Source organism: Xanthomonas theicola, assembly GCF_014236795.1.
Classification (GTDB): Bacteria; Pseudomonadota; Gammaproteobacteria; order Xanthomonadales; family Xanthomonadaceae; genus Xanthomonas_A; species Xanthomonas_A theicola.
This window is the reverse complement of the sequence record NZ_CP049017.1, coordinates 4,617,075-4,631,361: the sequence shown is the minus strand read 5'-3', so window position 1 is coordinate 4,631,361 and position 14,287 is coordinate 4,617,075. Positions and strand designations below refer to the sequence as shown.

Genomic DNA, 14,287 nt, shown 5'->3' with positions numbered 1-14,287 from the left:
TAAGCACTAATAGACAGGGAGAGGATTTTATTGTGACCAAGGTTAACTCCATCAGGTCCGATGATCTATAGCCGGAGTGCCTTTTCTTTGCATTGTTTATATTCTCTGATTATCTGAGCTTGGCGACAGGGCGATGGCAACCCGGGGCATGCACTATGACGGCCTGGACCGGCTGAGCGCGGCCACCTCGCCCCGCTTCGGCGGCGACCAGACCCATCGCTACACCTACGACGCGCTGGACAACATCACTTCCTCGCGGCTGGGAGGAGTGCGCCAGCACCGGTATTGGTACGACGCCAGCAACCGCCTGACCAGCGTGGTGGACGGCAACGGCGCGACGATCGCCGGGCTGGCCTACGACGTGCAGGGCAACCTGCTGAAGAAGAACGCGCAGGGCTACACGTTCGACTACGGCAATCGGTTGCGCGCGGTGCCGGGCAAGGCGTCCTACCGCTACGACGGCCACGGCTTGCGGGTGAACGCACTGGATGCCGCCGGCGCGCAGTTGAACGCGTTCTACACCCGGGCCGGGCAGCTGCTGTACGAAGAGCGCCGCGGCCGCGGCCATGCCGAGTACCTGTACCTGGCCGGCAGCCTGCTGGCCACGCGCAGCAACGGCAACGTGACCTACCAGCACACCGATGCACTCGGCAGCCCGGTGGCCACGACGAACGCGGCCGGCCAGGTCGTCGACCGCACCCACTACGCGCCCTACGGCGCGGCGATCGGCAAGACCATCGACGGCATCGGCTACGCCGGCCATGCGATGAACGCCGGCACCGGGCTGGTGTACATGCAGCAGCGGTATTACGATCCGGCAATACCGCGGTTCTTGTCGGTTGATCCGGTGACGGCGGACTCTGCGACTGGAGGGAATTTCAATCGGTATTGGTACGCCAACAACAATCCATATAGATTTTCTGATCCGGACGGCAGGGAAGTGGTCTATGTGCATCGAAAGGGTATTTCTGAGATGGATGGTAAAAGATATATCGTCTCTCTTGTTATGTCGCCGACTACGCGGGGTGAAATGCGGCAGCTAGAAGGGTCTAGCGAGACATATTACGTCGTTATTAACAATGACGTAACTCCTGGTTACGACCCAAGCACACGAACTGTTAATTTAAATCCATCATATGGCTTTAAGATCAGACCGTCAGGCCAAGTGCAATCGCCAAAAGTAAATGGTGGCCATGATATTAGCCACGCTGCTGAGCATGATCGTGTGGGTGATCAGGCGCTGGCAAAAGCATTGGAAAGGCCAATAAATCCAGATGGTTCTAGAGGAGTCAGCCGGGAAAAGGCCAGAGCCACCAGTGCTGAACAGGAAATTGGAAAAGATTTAGGCGAGCCCACTAGGAAGGATTATAGAGATGCTGGTGGTTCAGTAAAATGCAATCCTAAAGCTGCGTCAGGATGCAAATAATGAAAATAATGGCTATTTTATTAATATCTTTTCTCATGAATGGCTGTTCGTTTAAAGCGAGCGACGAGATAATGCCTGGTGATGGGCTTAATTCCGAAGCTTGTTCTCAAGCGGCCTTCAAAACGAGGAATGTTTCGATTGCAGAATTAATATCAGATCCAAATAAATACGAGGGAGAGGAGATTTCCGTCGCTGGATTTTATTATTCTGGCTTTGAGCGAAGCGTCATTTATCCGAGTCGGCGCAATCCGGACTCATCCTCCTGGCGGGATGGACTGTGGGTATATGGCATATCTCCCTTCTTGGATTTAAATGACAGAAAGATTGTTATGTCTGGAATATTTTCTGAGCGGAGGAAGGGGCATCTTAGTCAGTGGCCTGGCTCGATTTGTGCCACGAGTTTTTCATCTTACCCATAGCAAATTATCCTGAGTAAATATCCCCCGGCAAAGCCGGGGGCTTTAGAGATGTGAGCCGCTCAAAGCGGCTGCGGGAGCGCTACGCGCCTCCCTTGTTAGGGCCACCTGAAGGTGGCCGACTACCTCAGCAACTGCAATTGGTCCAAGCACCGATCTTCCGCCTCTTGGTTCTGGATGTATGCCCCGATCAACCCTTCATCCCGACCTACCCTCGTAACGAAGTAACCTCGCGCCCAGAAGCTCTGCCCTACAAAGTTCCGCTTCCGCTCCACATACACCCGCGCTAGGTGGATGGCGCTCTTGCCCTTGATATAGCCCACCACCTGCGACACCGCCTACTTCGGCGGAATCTTCAACAGCATATGGACGTGATCTGGCATCAGATGGCCCTCCTCGACCCGGCTCTCCTTCTGCTCGGCCAATCGCCGGAACACCTCTCCTAGATGCTTCCTCAGACCCACATACAGTGTCTTACGGCGACACTTCGGTATGAACACAACGTGGTACAGACACTCCCACCCGGTGTGACTTAAGCTCTCAAACTCATCCATCTCGGTTTCTCCGTCTCGTGTGCTTGGCCGCTCACGTTGCGGAGTCTCCGGGATGGACTCCCGGATACGTCAAACTTCTACTGCCTCCCCGGCAGAGCCGGGGGAACTCTCAGGTTGGTTTAGTCCTATTCCTCAGCGACCAGTCGTCGCAGGATTTGCGAAGGCGTGGTCGGAGACTGGCTCCCTCCGAGCGCAGTGGAGTTCGGACATGGGCATCAATGCCATGCGATTTCAGTCGGGGTTGTCGATGAACGAATTCAAGGATCGCTACGGGACCGAAGCCAAGTGCTACCGGACTCGGTTGCGCGCGGTGCCGGGCAAGGCGTCCTACCGCTACGACGGCCACGGCTTGCGGGTGAACGCACTGGATGCCGCCGGCGCGCAGTTGAACGCGTTCTACACCCGGGCCGGGCAACTGCTGTACGAAGAGCGCCGCGGCCGCGGCCATGCCGAGTACCTGTACCTGGCCGGCAGCCTGCTGGCCACGCGCAGCAACGGCAACGTGGACCGGCCAGATTTCCGTAGACACTCAGTCGCCGCTCTGCGCGTAGCGCCTTTCAAACTCTACCGGTGACACGCCGCCAGCGGAACCATGCCGGCGGATCGGGTTGTAGAACATCTCGATATAGTCGAACACGTCCGATGCCGCCATGGCGCGTGTCGGGTAGATCCGACGCTTGATACGTTCCTTCTTCAAGACGCTGAAGAAGCTCTCGGCCACGGCGTTGTCATGGCAGTTCCCGCGTCGGCTCATGCTCGGCACCATCCGGTGCGCCTTCAGGAACGACTGCCAATCGCTGCTGGTGAACTGCCAGCCCTGGTCGGAGTGCACCATCACGCCAGGACCGGGCTTGCGCCGCCACGCCGCTGCCACCAGTGCCTGCAGCACCAGATCGCTGGTCATTGTCGAAGCGGTTGCCCAACCCACGATCTGGCGCCAATACAGCTCCATTACCGCTGCCAAGAACAGCCAGCCCTCGTAGGTGCGGAGATAGGTGATGTCCGTGACCCAGACCTTGTTCGGGGCCTGCGGAATGAAGTCCCGGTTGAGCACATTCGCCACCACGCCGACCGGACCTCCCCGCTAACGCGGCTTGCTGCCGTAGCCAACCTGCGCTCGCAAGCCTTCGGCCTTCATCAAGCGCCGCACCCGGTGACGGCTGCAACGCTCGCCGGCCTCACGCAGATCCAGGGTGAGCTTGCGATAGCCGTACACCGCGCCGCTGGCCAGCCAGTGGTGCTTGATCAGGCCCAGCAAGCGCTGGTCCTCGCGTTCGCGGACGCTGGTGCCGTTGCGCAGCCAGGCCTAGTAACCACTGCGATGCACGCCCAGCACCCGGCACATCGTCGCCAGACGAAACTCCCGGACGTGCGCACGCATGAACGCGTACTTCGCCCTTACCCCTTGGCAAAGTACGCGGCGGCTTTTTCTAGGATGTCGCGCTCCTCGGTTACCCGCCTCAGTTCGGCCTTGAGCCGGCGAATCTCCGCTGAGTCGGTCGACGCCGCTGCAGCGCCGGCTGCCGGCGCCATCTTCCTGGCGGCCTGCACCCACCCGTATAGCGTGTGCTTGGGAATCCCGATTCGGGAGGCCACATCCACCACCGTGAAGCCGCGTTCGATCACCTGCTTCACCGCCTCGGCCCGGAACTCATCCGTGTACTGCTTGCTGTTGCCCATAAACACCTCGGTCATTGCCATCAATTATGGCGTCCGGATGTCTACGAAAGGCTGGCCGGTCCAAACTGGCACTTCCGACACACTCGTCCTGTCAAGTTATAAGCGAGGCATCCAATGGGAAGGTCGTTCGTGGGATCGCATTCGAGCAAGGCTTAAATCGGATGGATCATGCGACCTCGAAGTGTTGGTGCCAGTCTTCGATGGGGATCAAATGGAATGGGCGTTCGCGACTGGACTTATGCTCATCAGGGCATGTACAGATGAGAAGTGTACGGGGCCAAGCTTATCGGAATTTAAGCCGACGTTTGAGGAGCAGTTCCGCAAGAAGCCATAGAACTTGCAGGATGGATTCCGCCTATACATCAAGAGCCGAAGCCATGATGAGTCAACCGCAAGATTTTGAGTCATCTTCTCTCCTTCGTCGCATCAAAGAACGACTTGATTCACTTCCGCCACATGCGATTTGCGCTGTCGAACCTGTGGATGAAGCCAAAGCAGTTGATGCCTGTCGTGGGGAGGGTGTGCCTGTAACCCGGGCAATACCCCGAAAATGCGCCGGAGACGGCGAAAACCAAGGGCTGAGTGCCGTCAGCGTGGCCGATTTGGATTGCCTCATCCTCTGACGGCGTTGTTCAGACCTTCCCTTAGTTCCTGATTCAGTTCCAGCCGCGCCTGAGTCTGCCGGCGTTCCTGGAGCGCTACGGCAGCCAAGCCGGCAGGCGCTGTGGCAGCAGTGCGGGCCGCAAGGCTTCGTGTGCCCGGCCTGCGGGCATCGCCGCGGCTGCCATCTGCACAGCCGCGACCCGTTCCAGTGCAACCGCGGCAAGCACCAGAGCTCGCTCACGCGCGGCACGTTTGTTGGCCGACACCAAGCTGTCGCTGCCGATCTGGTTTTTAGCCATGTCTGTGCTCACCCAGCACAAGAACGGCATCCCGGCGCTGGACCTACGGCGGCAGCCTACAACACCGCCTGACTACTCAGGCACAAGCTGATGCAGGCCATGGTCGAACGGGACGCCGGATCACGCAAACGGATCCTGCAACACCATCGTGTGGTCCCGATCCGGACCCGTCGACACGATCGAGACCGGGCACCCCGCCAGTTCCTCCAGCGCGCGCAGGTAGGCGCGCGCGGCCGGCGGCAGCTCGTCCCACACGGTGATACCGTGGGTGTTCTCGGTCCAGCCTGGAAACTCCAGGTACACCGGGGTGCACTCTTCCCAGCCCTGGGCGTCGAGCGGGGCGTACTCGGTGCGCTTGCCGCGGTATTCGTAGGCGATGCAGATCTTCAGTTTCTCCATGCCATCAAGCACGTCGAGCTTGGTGATGCACAGGCCGGAGATGCCGTTGATGGCGACGGCGCGCTTGAGCGCGACGATGTCCATCCAGCCGCAGCGGCGCGGGCGGCCGGTGGAGGCGCCATACTCGGCGCCGCGGTCGCGGATGCCCTGGCCGATCTCATCGTCCAGTTCGGTCGGGAACGGGCCGCCGCCGACGCGGGTGGCGTAGGCCTTGGCGATGCCCAGCACGTAGTCGATGGCGTCGGCGCCCACGCCGGTGCCGGCCAGCGCGCCACCGACGGTGGTGTTGGAACTGGTCACGTACGGGTAGGTGCCGTGGTCGATGTCCAGCAGTGCGCCCTGCGCGCCTTCGAACAGCACGTGCTTGCCCTGCTTGCGCAAGTCGTGGAGGATCCCGGCCACGTCGTACTTCATCGGCTGCACGTACTCGCCGAAGGCCAGCGCCTCGTCGAAGGTCTTCTGGAAATCGACCGCGTCCACGCCCAGGTACTGGGTCAGCACGAAGTTGTGGTAGTCCAGCGCGGTGCGCAGCAGCTCTTCCAACTGCGGCGGGTAGTGCAGGTCGGCGATGCGGATGCCGCGGCGGGCGACCTTGTCTTCGTACGCCGGGCCGATGCCGCGGCCGGTGGTGCCGATGGCCTTGCCGCCGGCGGCCTTCTCGCGGGCCTGGTCCAGGGCGATGTGGTACGGCATGATCAGCGGCGCAGCCGGGGAGATCTTCAGGCGCGAACGCACTTCCACGCCGGAGGTCTCCAATTCCTCGATCTCCTTGCGCAGCGCGGCCGGCGAGATCACCACGCCGTTGCCGATCAGGCACAGCGCGTCTTCGCGCAGGATGCCGGACGGGATCAGGTGCAGCACGGTCTTCTTGCCATTGATGACGAGGGTGTGGCCGGCGTTGTGGCCGCCCTGGAAGCGCACGACGGCGCCGATCTCCTCGGTAAGCAGATCGACGATCTTGCCCTTGCCTTCATCGCCCCACTGGGCACCGAGCACAACAACTGACTGACCCATGACGGGGTAACTCCTGGTTTGCTGCGCGGCCATCGGGGCCGCACGGATGTGGTGGCCGCGCATGGGCGCTTGCCGGCACCGCTGCAGCCGCTCCATCGGGGAAGGTCCAGGCGGCGGCAGGCCCATACACGGAAAAAGCCGGCCGAGACGCTCGCATGGAGCAGGCCCGGCCGGCTTTTGTGCATTCTCCGGGTTTTGGGCGACCGTCACCACCCCCTCGGGCGGCGCGTTCAGCGGACGCGGGCAAGCACGGCGGATCGGCCGCCGCTCAGCCGCGGACCCACCACAGGGCCAGCAGCCCCACCGCCAGGGCGACGCCGCCGGCCAGGCGCAGCTGCGCGACCGGCATGGCCAGCATCTGCTGCACCAGCCGCCTCCAGGCCTCCGGCGCCACCAGCAGGAACAGGCCCTCGAGCATCACGATCAGGCACACCGCGGCGATCAGATCGTGCATGGGGGTTCTCAGGAAAGGGCGGATGGGCCGCCGCGCGGCCGGACCGAAGCGGTGTGCACCCGCATTCCTGCTTTTCTTTGGGAGGGGCCTCGGCACCGACACGTGATCGGCAAGGCGTCGGGGCTGAAGGCCTTCCTACTAGAGAAAGCGGGTGGTCTGGAATTGCAAAAAAGCTTTTTTCGAGAAAGCGGCACTTTTTCGCCAATCGCTTGACCGCGATTTGGGCCGGGATCCCATCCCTGCAGTCCCGAGTGCCGAGTCACACCCTCAGCGCTCGCTCTTGAGGTACTGCAGGAACGGGTCGTTCTTGTCCAGCACGATCACCGCGTTGCCGTCGGCCATCGCGCCGCGGTAGGCCTCCAGACTGCGGTAGAACGCGTAGAACGACGGATCGGCCGAGCCGGCCTTGCCGTAGACGCTGGCGGCCCCGGCGTCGCCTTCGCCGCGCAACTTCTGCGCGTCGCGCTCGGCCTCGGCGACCAGCACCGTGCTCTGGCGGTCGGCCTGGGCACGGATGGTCAGCGCCTGCTCCTCGCCCTCGGCGCGCAGTTTGCTGGCCTCCTGCTTGCGTTGCGCGCGCATGCGCTCGTACACGTCGGTGATCACCTGACTGTCGGTGGGCAGGTCGATCTGCTTGATGCGCAGGTCGGTGATCTGCATGCCCAGGGTCTTGCCGGCGGCGTTGATCGCGCTCAGCTGCTGGGCGATCAGTTCGCCGCGGTCGCCGGACACCAGCTGCTGCAGGGTGCGCGCGTTGATCTGGTTGCGCAGCGAATCGATGATGATCGGCGCCAGGCGCGCGTTGGCCACTTTCTCGTCGCCGCCGGTGGCGCGGTAGAAGGCGCGCACGTCGGAGATGTAGCCGATCGCGAAGAAGTCGACGCTGACATCCTTCTGCTCGGCGGTGAAGTAGCGCGCCGGCGGCGTGTCCAGCACCTGGAAGCGGCGATCGAACACACGCGCCGTCTCCACCAGCGGCAGCTTGAAGTGCAGGCCCGGCTTGAGGTCGGCGCGGGCCACGCGGCCCAGGTTCAGCACCATCGCGGTCTGGTCCTCGCGCACCACGAACACCGAACTGAGCAGCGCGAACAGCACGATCACCGCGACGCCCGCCCACAGGGACATTCTCATGGCTGCACCTCCTCACGGCCGCTCGGGCGCGGCGTGCGCTCCGGACTGCGGATACTCTCGGCCGCGCTGCTGGACAGCGACGGCATCAGGACGCCCTGCGGCAGCGTCGGCACGCCACCGCTGCTGGATGGCGGCGGCGCGGCGCTGCCGGCGCTCTTGCCGCCATCGGCCGGCATCGGCACGTAGATCAGCTGGCGGCCGTCGCCGCCGACGACCTTGCGGTTCTCCGACAGCACCTTCTGCACGGTTTCCAGCCACAGCCGCTTGCGGGTGACCTCCGGCGCGTTCTGGTACTGCTGCTGCAGCAGGCTGAAGCGCTCGGCGTCGCCCTGCGCGCGGGCGATCGCCGCTTCCTTGTAGCCCTCGGCGACGGTGCGGGTGCGCGCGGCCTGGCCGCGGGCCTCCGGCACCACCTTGGCGGCGTAGGCCTGGGCCTCGTTGATCAGCCGCTCCTTGACCTGCTGCGCGCCGTTGACCTCGTCGAAGGCAGGCTTCACTTCTTCGGGCGGACGCGCGTCGGGCAGGGTCAGCCCGGTCACGATCAGGCCGGTGCGGTAGGCGCTGAGCGCGGCCTGCAGTCGATCGCGGGCGGCGGTGGCCATCGGCCCGCGGTTGTTCAGCACCACGTTGAGGTCGGCGCGGCCGACCTGCTCGCGCACCGCGCTCTGCGCGGCCTGCTCCAGCACCTGGTCGGCGTCGCGCGAGCCGAACATGTACATGCGCGGGTCGTCGATGCGGTACTGCACGTTGAGCGAGACGCTGACGATGTTCTCGTCGCGGGTCAGCACCGGCACCTGGTTGGAGAAGGTCTTGATCTCGGTGGCATTGACCTTGCGCACCGACTCGATCGGCCACGGCAGCTTGAAGTTCGGACCCGGCTGCAGGATCCGCGAGTACTGGCCGAAGCGCAGCACCACGCCGCGCTGCTGCTCGCCGATCAGCTGGAAGCTGCTGAACAGCAGCAACACCACCACCGCGCCCAGCACCCAGCGGCCGATGTCGCCGCCGTCGCCGCCGAACAGATCTTTCAATGGACCGGGCATCCCGCCCCACCTGCCGCCGCCGTTGCCTTCACGAGGCTTCCAGGGATTGCGCCCGTGATTGTCCGGGCCGTCTCCGCCCTTGCCGCCGGGTGTATTCCAGGCCATGCATGCTCCAAGATGGGAAGGTGGCGGTGCGTGGATCCGCGCCGTTCACCGTAAGTGAGTCGCCGATTCTACAAGTATGGGGCAGATCCGACGGTTCGAAAGGGCTATCTTGGTGCATTGCTTCGCGTCGACCAAGGTCTCCGCCATGTCGCTCCCTGCCAGCTTCCCCGCCTTCCACATCCACCAGGACGCCGCGGGCCACCGCGCCGCGGTCGAGCCAGTGACGCTGGACCAGCTCAGCCCGGGCGAAGTGATGGTCCGCGGCGCCTGGTCGTCGGTGAATTTCAAGGACGCCCTGGCCGGCACCGGCCAGGGCAAGATCCTGCGCCGCTTCCCGCTGGTGGGTGGGATCGACGTGGCCGGGCACGTGGTCGCCTCCAGCAACCCGGCGTTCAAGGAAGGCGATGCGGTACTGGTCACCGGCTGCGGCCTGAGCGAGACCCGAGACGGCGGCTACAGCGCATACGCGCGGCTGGAGGCGAAATGGGTCGTGCCGCTGCCGGCTGGGCTGAGCCTGCGCGAGAGCATGGTGCTGGGCACCGCCGGCTTCACCGCAGCGCTGGCACTGCTGCGCCTGCTCGACAACCGTCAGACCCCGGCGCACGGCCCGCTGTGCGTGACCGGCGCCACCGGCGGGGTCGGCTCGCTGGCGATCGACATCTTCAGCCGCGCCGGCTTCGAGGTGCATGCGGTGAGCGGCAAGGCCGACCGCGCCGAGCAGTTGCGCGCCTTGGGCGCCACCCGGGTACTGGGCCGCGACGCGCTGCAGACGCAGCGCCCGCTGGAGTCGGTGCGCTTCGGCGGCGGCCTGGACAATGTCGGCGGCGCGATGTTGACCAGTCTGCTGGCGCAGACCGCGCCGTACGGCAACGTTGCCAGCGCCGGGCTGGCCGCCGCCGCGGGGCTGGACATGACGGTGATGCCGTTCATCCTGCGCGGCGTGTCGCTGCTGGGCATCGGCTCGGCCGGCGCCGCCCGCGACCTGCGCGACCGGATCTGGCAGCACCTGGGCAGCGACTGGAAGCCGCGCCACCTGGAGGCGATCTGCACCCGCGAAGTGGACCTGTCCGGGCTGCCCGAGGTGTTCGCGACGATGCTCGCCGGGCAATCGTGCGGTCGCACCGTGGTGCGGCTGGATCCGGCGGCGTGACGCGCAGTGCTTTCCGCGCGCGCGCAACTGCCACTACACTCGGGCATCCAAGGGGAAACGCATGGCACGCATCCTGATCGTCGACGACTCGCCGTCGCAGTTGCTGGGCATCCAGCGCATCGTCGAAAAGCTGGGCCACGCAACGATCACCGCCACCGACGGCGCGGCCGGCGTGGAAGCCGCCAAGGCGGCGCTGCCGGACCTGGTACTGATGGACGTAGTGATGCCGAACCTCAACGGTTTCCAGGCCACCCGCACCCTGCGCCGCGAGCCCAGCACGCAGCACATCCCGGTGATCCTGGTCACCACCAAGGACCAGGACACCGACCGCATGTGGGGCATGCGCCAGGGCGCGCGCGCCTACATCACCAAGCCGTTTTCCGAGGACGAACTGTCCGAGGTGATCGAGCGGGTGTTCAGCGGTGAGGAGGGGCCGACGGGGTGAGAAGGACTCGGTCCCGAGTCCCGGCTGCTCAGACCGTCTCGCCGAACGCCTTGGCCAGGTTGCGATACGCCTTGCGCTGCGCCTCGGTCTCCGGGGTCGGCGCCAGCACTTCCAGTTCGACGATCTGGTCGCCCGGCGGCGTACCCGGCAGGCCGCGACCGCGCAGGCGCAGCTTGCGCCCGGCCTCGGAATCCGGCGGGATCTTCAGTTCCACCGCGCCGCCCAGGGTCGGCACGCTGATGCTGGTGCCCAGCGCCGCCTGCCATGGCGTCACCGGCAGGGTGTACAGGATGTTGCGCCCGTCCACCTCGAACTGCGGGTGCGCGGCGTACTCGATCTCCAGCAGCAGGTTGCTGCCGCCGTTGCCCTGTCCGCTCAGCCGGATCACCTGGCCGGGGCGCACGCCCTTGGGCACGCGCACGTCCAGCTGCCGGCCGTTGATGGTGATGCGCACGCTGTCGCCGCTGTGCACGGCCTCCAGCGGCACCGCCAGCTTGGCGCGGGTATCGCCGCGCGGCGCGGCGCCCGGGCCGGGACCGGCGCCCTGGCGCGCGCGCTGCTGGCGCGCGAACAGGCTCTCGAAGAAATCGCTGAAGCCGCCGCCGGCGCCGCCGTTGCCGAACACTTCCTCGAAGTCGTAGCCCTGCCCGCCACCGTAGCCGGGCGGGGCCTGGACCTCTTCGCCGGGCCGGTAACCCTGCGCGCGCAGTTGGTCGTAGGCGGCGCGCTTGGGTGGATCGCGCAGCGCCTCGTAAGCCTCGTTGATGGCCTTGAACCTGTCCTCCGCGCCGGCTTCCTTGCTGACGTCGGGATGGTACTTGCGCGCCAGCCGCCGGTATGCCGTCTTGATCTCGGCGTCGCCCGCGCTGGGTTCCACGCCCAGGGTGGCGTAGTAATCCTTGAATTCCATCCATCACCTCAAAAAGAGTCGGCCCGCCGCCTTGCGGCAACGGGCCGGTTGCACGCTCTGCACCATCGCCCGGCCATTCTACTGGCCGGGCGCGCAGGCGCGGCATCGCCGCGGCGACGCCGGCGGGCACTACTGCACGATCGTGGCCCCGCTGCCGACCTGGATCCGGCGCGGCGTGCTGGCCGGGCGCTTGGGGATGTGCACCTCCAGCACCCCATGGTGGCCGGTGGCGGCAATGTTGTCGGGATCGGCGCTGTCGGGCAGGGCGAAGCGGCGGTGGAAGCTGCCGTAGCGGCGCTCGATGCGCGAGAAGCGCTCGCTGTCGGCGGTCGCCTCGCTCTTGCGCTCACCCTTGATCGACAGGATGCCCTTGTCCATCGACACCTCGATCGCGGACGGGTCGATGCCGGGCAGATCGGCATACAGGACGAAGCGCTCCGGCTCCTCCTTGATGTCCACGCGCGGCACCCACTGCGCGGTGACGACGGCCGACTCGTCGGTGCCGCCGCCGGGGTCGAAGAAGCGGTCGAACACCTGCTTGATCTCGTTCTGGAACGCGGCCTGGGCCGGCAACTGGCGATAACGGACGATGCTCATCGTAGTCTCCTGCAACGTGAATGGGACGGACCCTTCGCGGGTGGATGGCGGCGGGTCCGACCCGCCGCCTTGCCTGCCAGATAGGAATGGACCCATGCATTTCAAGGGCCTTGACGTTGCCTTTCCATGCGCATTTCTAGACTCGATTCATTCTTAGGAGCCAGACATGCCCATCCAGCCCGGCGAACGCATTCCCGAAGTGGTCCTGCAACGCATTCGCGAAGGCGTGGAAGCGGTCGACACGCGCAGCCTGTTCGACGGCCGCCGGGCCCTGCTGTTCGCGGTGCCCGGCGCGTTCACCCCGACCTGTTCGGAGAAGCATCTGCCCGGTTACGTGGAACACTTCGAGGACTTCCGCAGGCGCGGCATCGAGGTGTACTGCATGGCGGTCAACGACCCGTTCGTGATGCAGGCCTGGGGCAAGAGTCAGCTGGTGCCCGACGGCCTGCAGATGCTGTCCGACGGCAACGGCGAGCTAGCCAGGGCGCTGGGCCTGGAAATGGACGCCAGCAGCTACGGCATGGGCGTGCGGGCGCGGCGCTTCGCGCTGTACGCCGAGGACGGCGTGGTGCGCGCGCTGTTCGCCGAGGCGCCCGGCGAATTCAAGGTCTCCGCTGCCGACTACGTGCTGCAACATCTTCCCGACTGATCTTCCCTTCTCCCACCACACAGGAACCGGCCAGCCATGTCCAACAACAAGCCAGCCAACGACGCCAAGCCGCTGCAGAACAGCAGCGGCCTCACCGACACCGCCACGCTGCGCGCCAACGCCCGCCAGAGCATCGAGGACGGCGCGATCACCAAGAGCTACAGCGCCGACCGCGAAGCGGTGATCAAGCTGCTCAACGATGCGCTGGCCACCGAATATGTGTGCGTGCTGCGCTACTACCGCCACTATTTCATGGCCTCGGGCATGCTTGCCGACTCGGTCAAGGCCGAGTTCCTGGAGCACGCGCAGCAGGAGCAGGAACACGCGCACAAGCTGGCCGAGCGCATCGTGCAGTTGGGCGGCGAACCGGACCTCAATCCCGACACCCTGACCGCGCGCTCGCACGCCGAGTACAAGGAAGGCGAGGACCTGCGCGACATGGTCAAGGAAAACCTGATCGCCGAGCGCATCGCCATCGACAGCTACCGCGAGATGATCAACTTCGTCGGCGACAAGGACACCACCACCAAGCGCATCCTGGAGCAGATCCTGGCCCAGGAGGAAGAGCACGCCGACGAGTTTTCCGACCTGCTGGAAGGCTGGATCGGGAAATAGGCCGCCGAGCCGCACGCAGTTCGACTCCAGCGCCCGGCACCTGCCGGGCGCTTTTTTGTAGGAGCGGTTTCAATCGCGACAGAATCTATCGGCAAGGCCTGTTCGCGGTTGAAACCGCTCCTACAGGGGTCATGCACTTGTGGGAGTCAACTGTCATGCAGAGGCGATCGCAGGAGAGTCGTAAGGAGCCTGATCGCGTGCGATGGCCTTGAGCCAGCGCAGGTATTTGTGCATGCAGCGACGATGGCGACCTTGGCGGGCTTGCCTGCGGCGGTGAGGCGCGCATAGGTGTGGGACAGCGGGGAGCCGGCGCGGATCCAGGCCCAGGTGGCCATGGACAACACCTGGCGCACGTCGGCGCGCCCGCCCTGGATGCGGCGTTGGCCGCGCCAGCGGCCGCTGGCGCGATTGAACGGCGCCAGCCCGATCAGGGCGGCGATCTTGCGCGGATGCACAGCGCCCAGCTCCGGAAGCCGAGCCGCCAGGGTGGCGCGCAGGATCGGGCCAAGCCCGGGCAGTTTGGGCAGGCGAGAACACGCCGCCCCCGCCTGTGCGATCTGTCGGGACACGTCACGGAGAGGCTGTGGCAGCAGCGCGATCCCCTCGACCCACTCGCCGCGCACGGCCTCCCGATCTTCCCGACAATCGACGCGAGCGCCGCCCACGGCGAACTGTGCTCGCCTTGATGCTCCAGCACCAGCCCAACTGCCCGCTCCCGCACGTCCGGGCAATACGTCACTGCCTGCTTGCTCATGACGCCATCCTCTCAACAGTTGGAGATTCCAAGTATCCCGGGG

General features: G+C 65.0%; 16 protein-coding genes and 2 pseudogenes. 8 read left to right on the top strand and 10 right to left on the bottom strand.

Features of this window, described 5'->3' with window-relative positions:
• Positions 1-148 precede the first annotated feature (148 nt).
• Both G4Q83_RS21595 and G4Q83_RS21590 read left to right on the top strand, forming a co-directional pair.
• Complete coding sequence (locus G4Q83_RS21595) at positions 149-1,426, top strand: RHS repeat domain-containing protein (RefSeq protein WP_246432200.1); 1,278 nt, start codon at positions 149-151, stop codon at positions 1,424-1,426.
• Complete coding sequence (locus G4Q83_RS21590; RefSeq protein ID WP_128421992.1) at positions 1,426-1,845, top strand: hypothetical protein; 420 nt, start codon at positions 1,426-1,428, stop codon at positions 1,843-1,845. Before G4Q83_RS21595 ends, G4Q83_RS21590 begins: the two co-directional genes overlap by 1 nt.
• Positions 1,846-1,964: 119 nt before the next feature.
• Here the strand turns inward: G4Q83_RS21590 and tnpA are convergent.
• A pseudogene (gene tnpA / locus G4Q83_RS21585) lies at positions 1,965-2,396 on the bottom strand (IS200/IS605 family transposase).
• Positions 2,397-2,643: 247 nt separating this feature from the next.
• On the opposite strand from tnpA, the gene G4Q83_RS21580 reads away from it, so the two are divergent.
• Positions 2,644-2,970: a hypothetical protein gene (locus G4Q83_RS21580; protein WP_170069215.1), complete on the top strand. Its 327-nt coding sequence runs from the start codon at positions 2,644-2,646 to the stop codon at positions 2,968-2,970.
• Here G4Q83_RS21580 and G4Q83_RS21575 read toward each other — a convergent pair.
• Positions 2,926-4,076 (bottom strand): annotated as a pseudogene (locus G4Q83_RS21575) (IS3 family transposase). The gene G4Q83_RS21580 and the pseudogene G4Q83_RS21575 overlap by 45 nt on opposite strands.
• A gap of 344 nt (positions 4,077-4,420) precedes the next feature.
• On the opposite strand from G4Q83_RS21575, the gene G4Q83_RS21570 reads away from it, so the two are divergent.
• Positions 4,421-4,699, top strand: coding sequence for a hypothetical protein (locus tag G4Q83_RS21570; protein ID WP_128421253.1), 279 nt, complete (start codon positions 4,421-4,423; stop codon positions 4,697-4,699).
• A gap of 75 nt (positions 4,700-4,774) precedes the next feature.
• Here the strand turns inward: G4Q83_RS21570 and G4Q83_RS24930 are convergent, their stop codons facing one another.
• From G4Q83_RS24930 to hflK, 5 genes are all read right to left on the bottom strand, one after another.
• On the bottom strand, positions 4,775-4,978 hold the full coding sequence (locus G4Q83_RS24930; RefSeq protein ID WP_128421254.1) for a hypothetical protein: 204 nt from the start codon (positions 4,976-4,978) through the stop codon (positions 4,775-4,777).
• A gap of 120 nt (positions 4,979-5,098) precedes the next feature.
• Complete coding sequence (locus tag G4Q83_RS21560) at positions 5,099-6,391, bottom strand: adenylosuccinate synthase (protein ID WP_128421255.1); 1,293 nt, start codon at positions 6,389-6,391, stop codon at positions 5,099-5,101.
• Positions 6,392-6,659: 268 nt separating this feature from the next.
• Positions 6,660-6,845: a DUF2065 domain-containing protein gene (locus tag G4Q83_RS21555; protein WP_128421256.1), complete on the bottom strand. Its 186-nt coding sequence runs from the start codon at positions 6,843-6,845 to the stop codon at positions 6,660-6,662.
• Positions 6,846-7,112: 267 nt separating this feature from the next.
• On the bottom strand, positions 7,113-7,976 hold the full coding sequence (hflC, locus tag G4Q83_RS21550; protein WP_128421257.1) for a protease modulator HflC: 864 nt from the start codon (positions 7,974-7,976) through the stop codon (positions 7,113-7,115).
• Positions 7,973-9,124 (bottom strand): FtsH protease activity modulator HflK, encoded by a 1,152-nt coding sequence (gene hflK / locus G4Q83_RS21545; protein WP_128421258.1) that lies wholly within the window; start codon positions 9,122-9,124, stop codon positions 7,973-7,975. Before hflK ends, hflC begins: the two co-directional genes overlap by 4 nt.
• 145 nt (positions 9,125-9,269) lie before the next feature.
• On the opposite strand from hflK, the gene G4Q83_RS21540 reads away from it, so the two are divergent.
• Both G4Q83_RS21540 and pilH read left to right on the top strand, forming a co-directional pair.
• Complete coding sequence (locus tag G4Q83_RS21540) at positions 9,270-10,274, top strand: acrylyl-CoA reductase family protein (RefSeq protein WP_128421259.1); 1,005 nt, start codon at positions 9,270-9,272, stop codon at positions 10,272-10,274.
• A 61-nt stretch (positions 10,275-10,335) separates the two neighbouring features.
• A complete protein-coding gene (gene pilH / locus G4Q83_RS21535; protein WP_128421260.1) occupies positions 10,336-10,719 on the top strand; it encodes a twitching motility response regulator PilH in 384 nt (127 codons plus the stop codon).
• 28 nt (positions 10,720-10,747) lie between these two features.
• On the opposite strand, the gene G4Q83_RS21530 is transcribed toward pilH, so the two are convergent.
• Together G4Q83_RS21530 and G4Q83_RS21525 are read right to left on the bottom strand one after the other, a co-directional pair.
• A complete protein-coding gene (locus G4Q83_RS21530; RefSeq protein ID WP_128421261.1) occupies positions 10,748-11,629 on the bottom strand; it encodes a DnaJ C-terminal domain-containing protein in 882 nt (293 codons plus the stop codon).
• 129 nt (positions 11,630-11,758) lie between these two features.
• On the bottom strand, positions 11,759-12,226 hold the full coding sequence (locus G4Q83_RS21525) for an Hsp20/alpha crystallin family protein (protein ID WP_128421262.1): 468 nt from the start codon (positions 12,224-12,226) through the stop codon (positions 11,759-11,761).
• 166 nt (positions 12,227-12,392) lie between these two features.
• Here G4Q83_RS21525 and G4Q83_RS21520 point away from each other — a divergent pair, with 166 nt between their 5' ends.
• Both G4Q83_RS21520 and G4Q83_RS21515 read left to right on the top strand, forming a co-directional pair.
• Positions 12,393-12,875 carry a peroxiredoxin gene (locus tag G4Q83_RS21520; RefSeq protein WP_128421263.1) on the top strand — a complete coding sequence of 161 codons (483 nt, stop codon included), beginning with the start codon at positions 12,393-12,395 and terminating at the stop codon, positions 12,873-12,875.
• A gap of 36 nt (positions 12,876-12,911) precedes the next feature.
• Positions 12,912-13,490 carry a ferritin-like domain-containing protein gene (locus G4Q83_RS21515; protein ID WP_128421264.1) on the top strand — a complete coding sequence of 193 codons (579 nt, stop codon included), beginning with the start codon at positions 12,912-12,914 and terminating at the stop codon, positions 13,488-13,490.
• Between the two features lie 146 nt (positions 13,491-13,636).
• Here the strand turns inward: G4Q83_RS21515 and G4Q83_RS21510 are convergent, their stop codons facing one another.
• Positions 13,637-14,059, bottom strand: a complete 423-nt coding sequence (locus G4Q83_RS21510; RefSeq protein ID WP_221893098.1) for a transposase — start codon at positions 14,057-14,059, stop codon at positions 13,637-13,639.
• Positions 14,060-14,287: the final 228 nt, after the last annotated feature.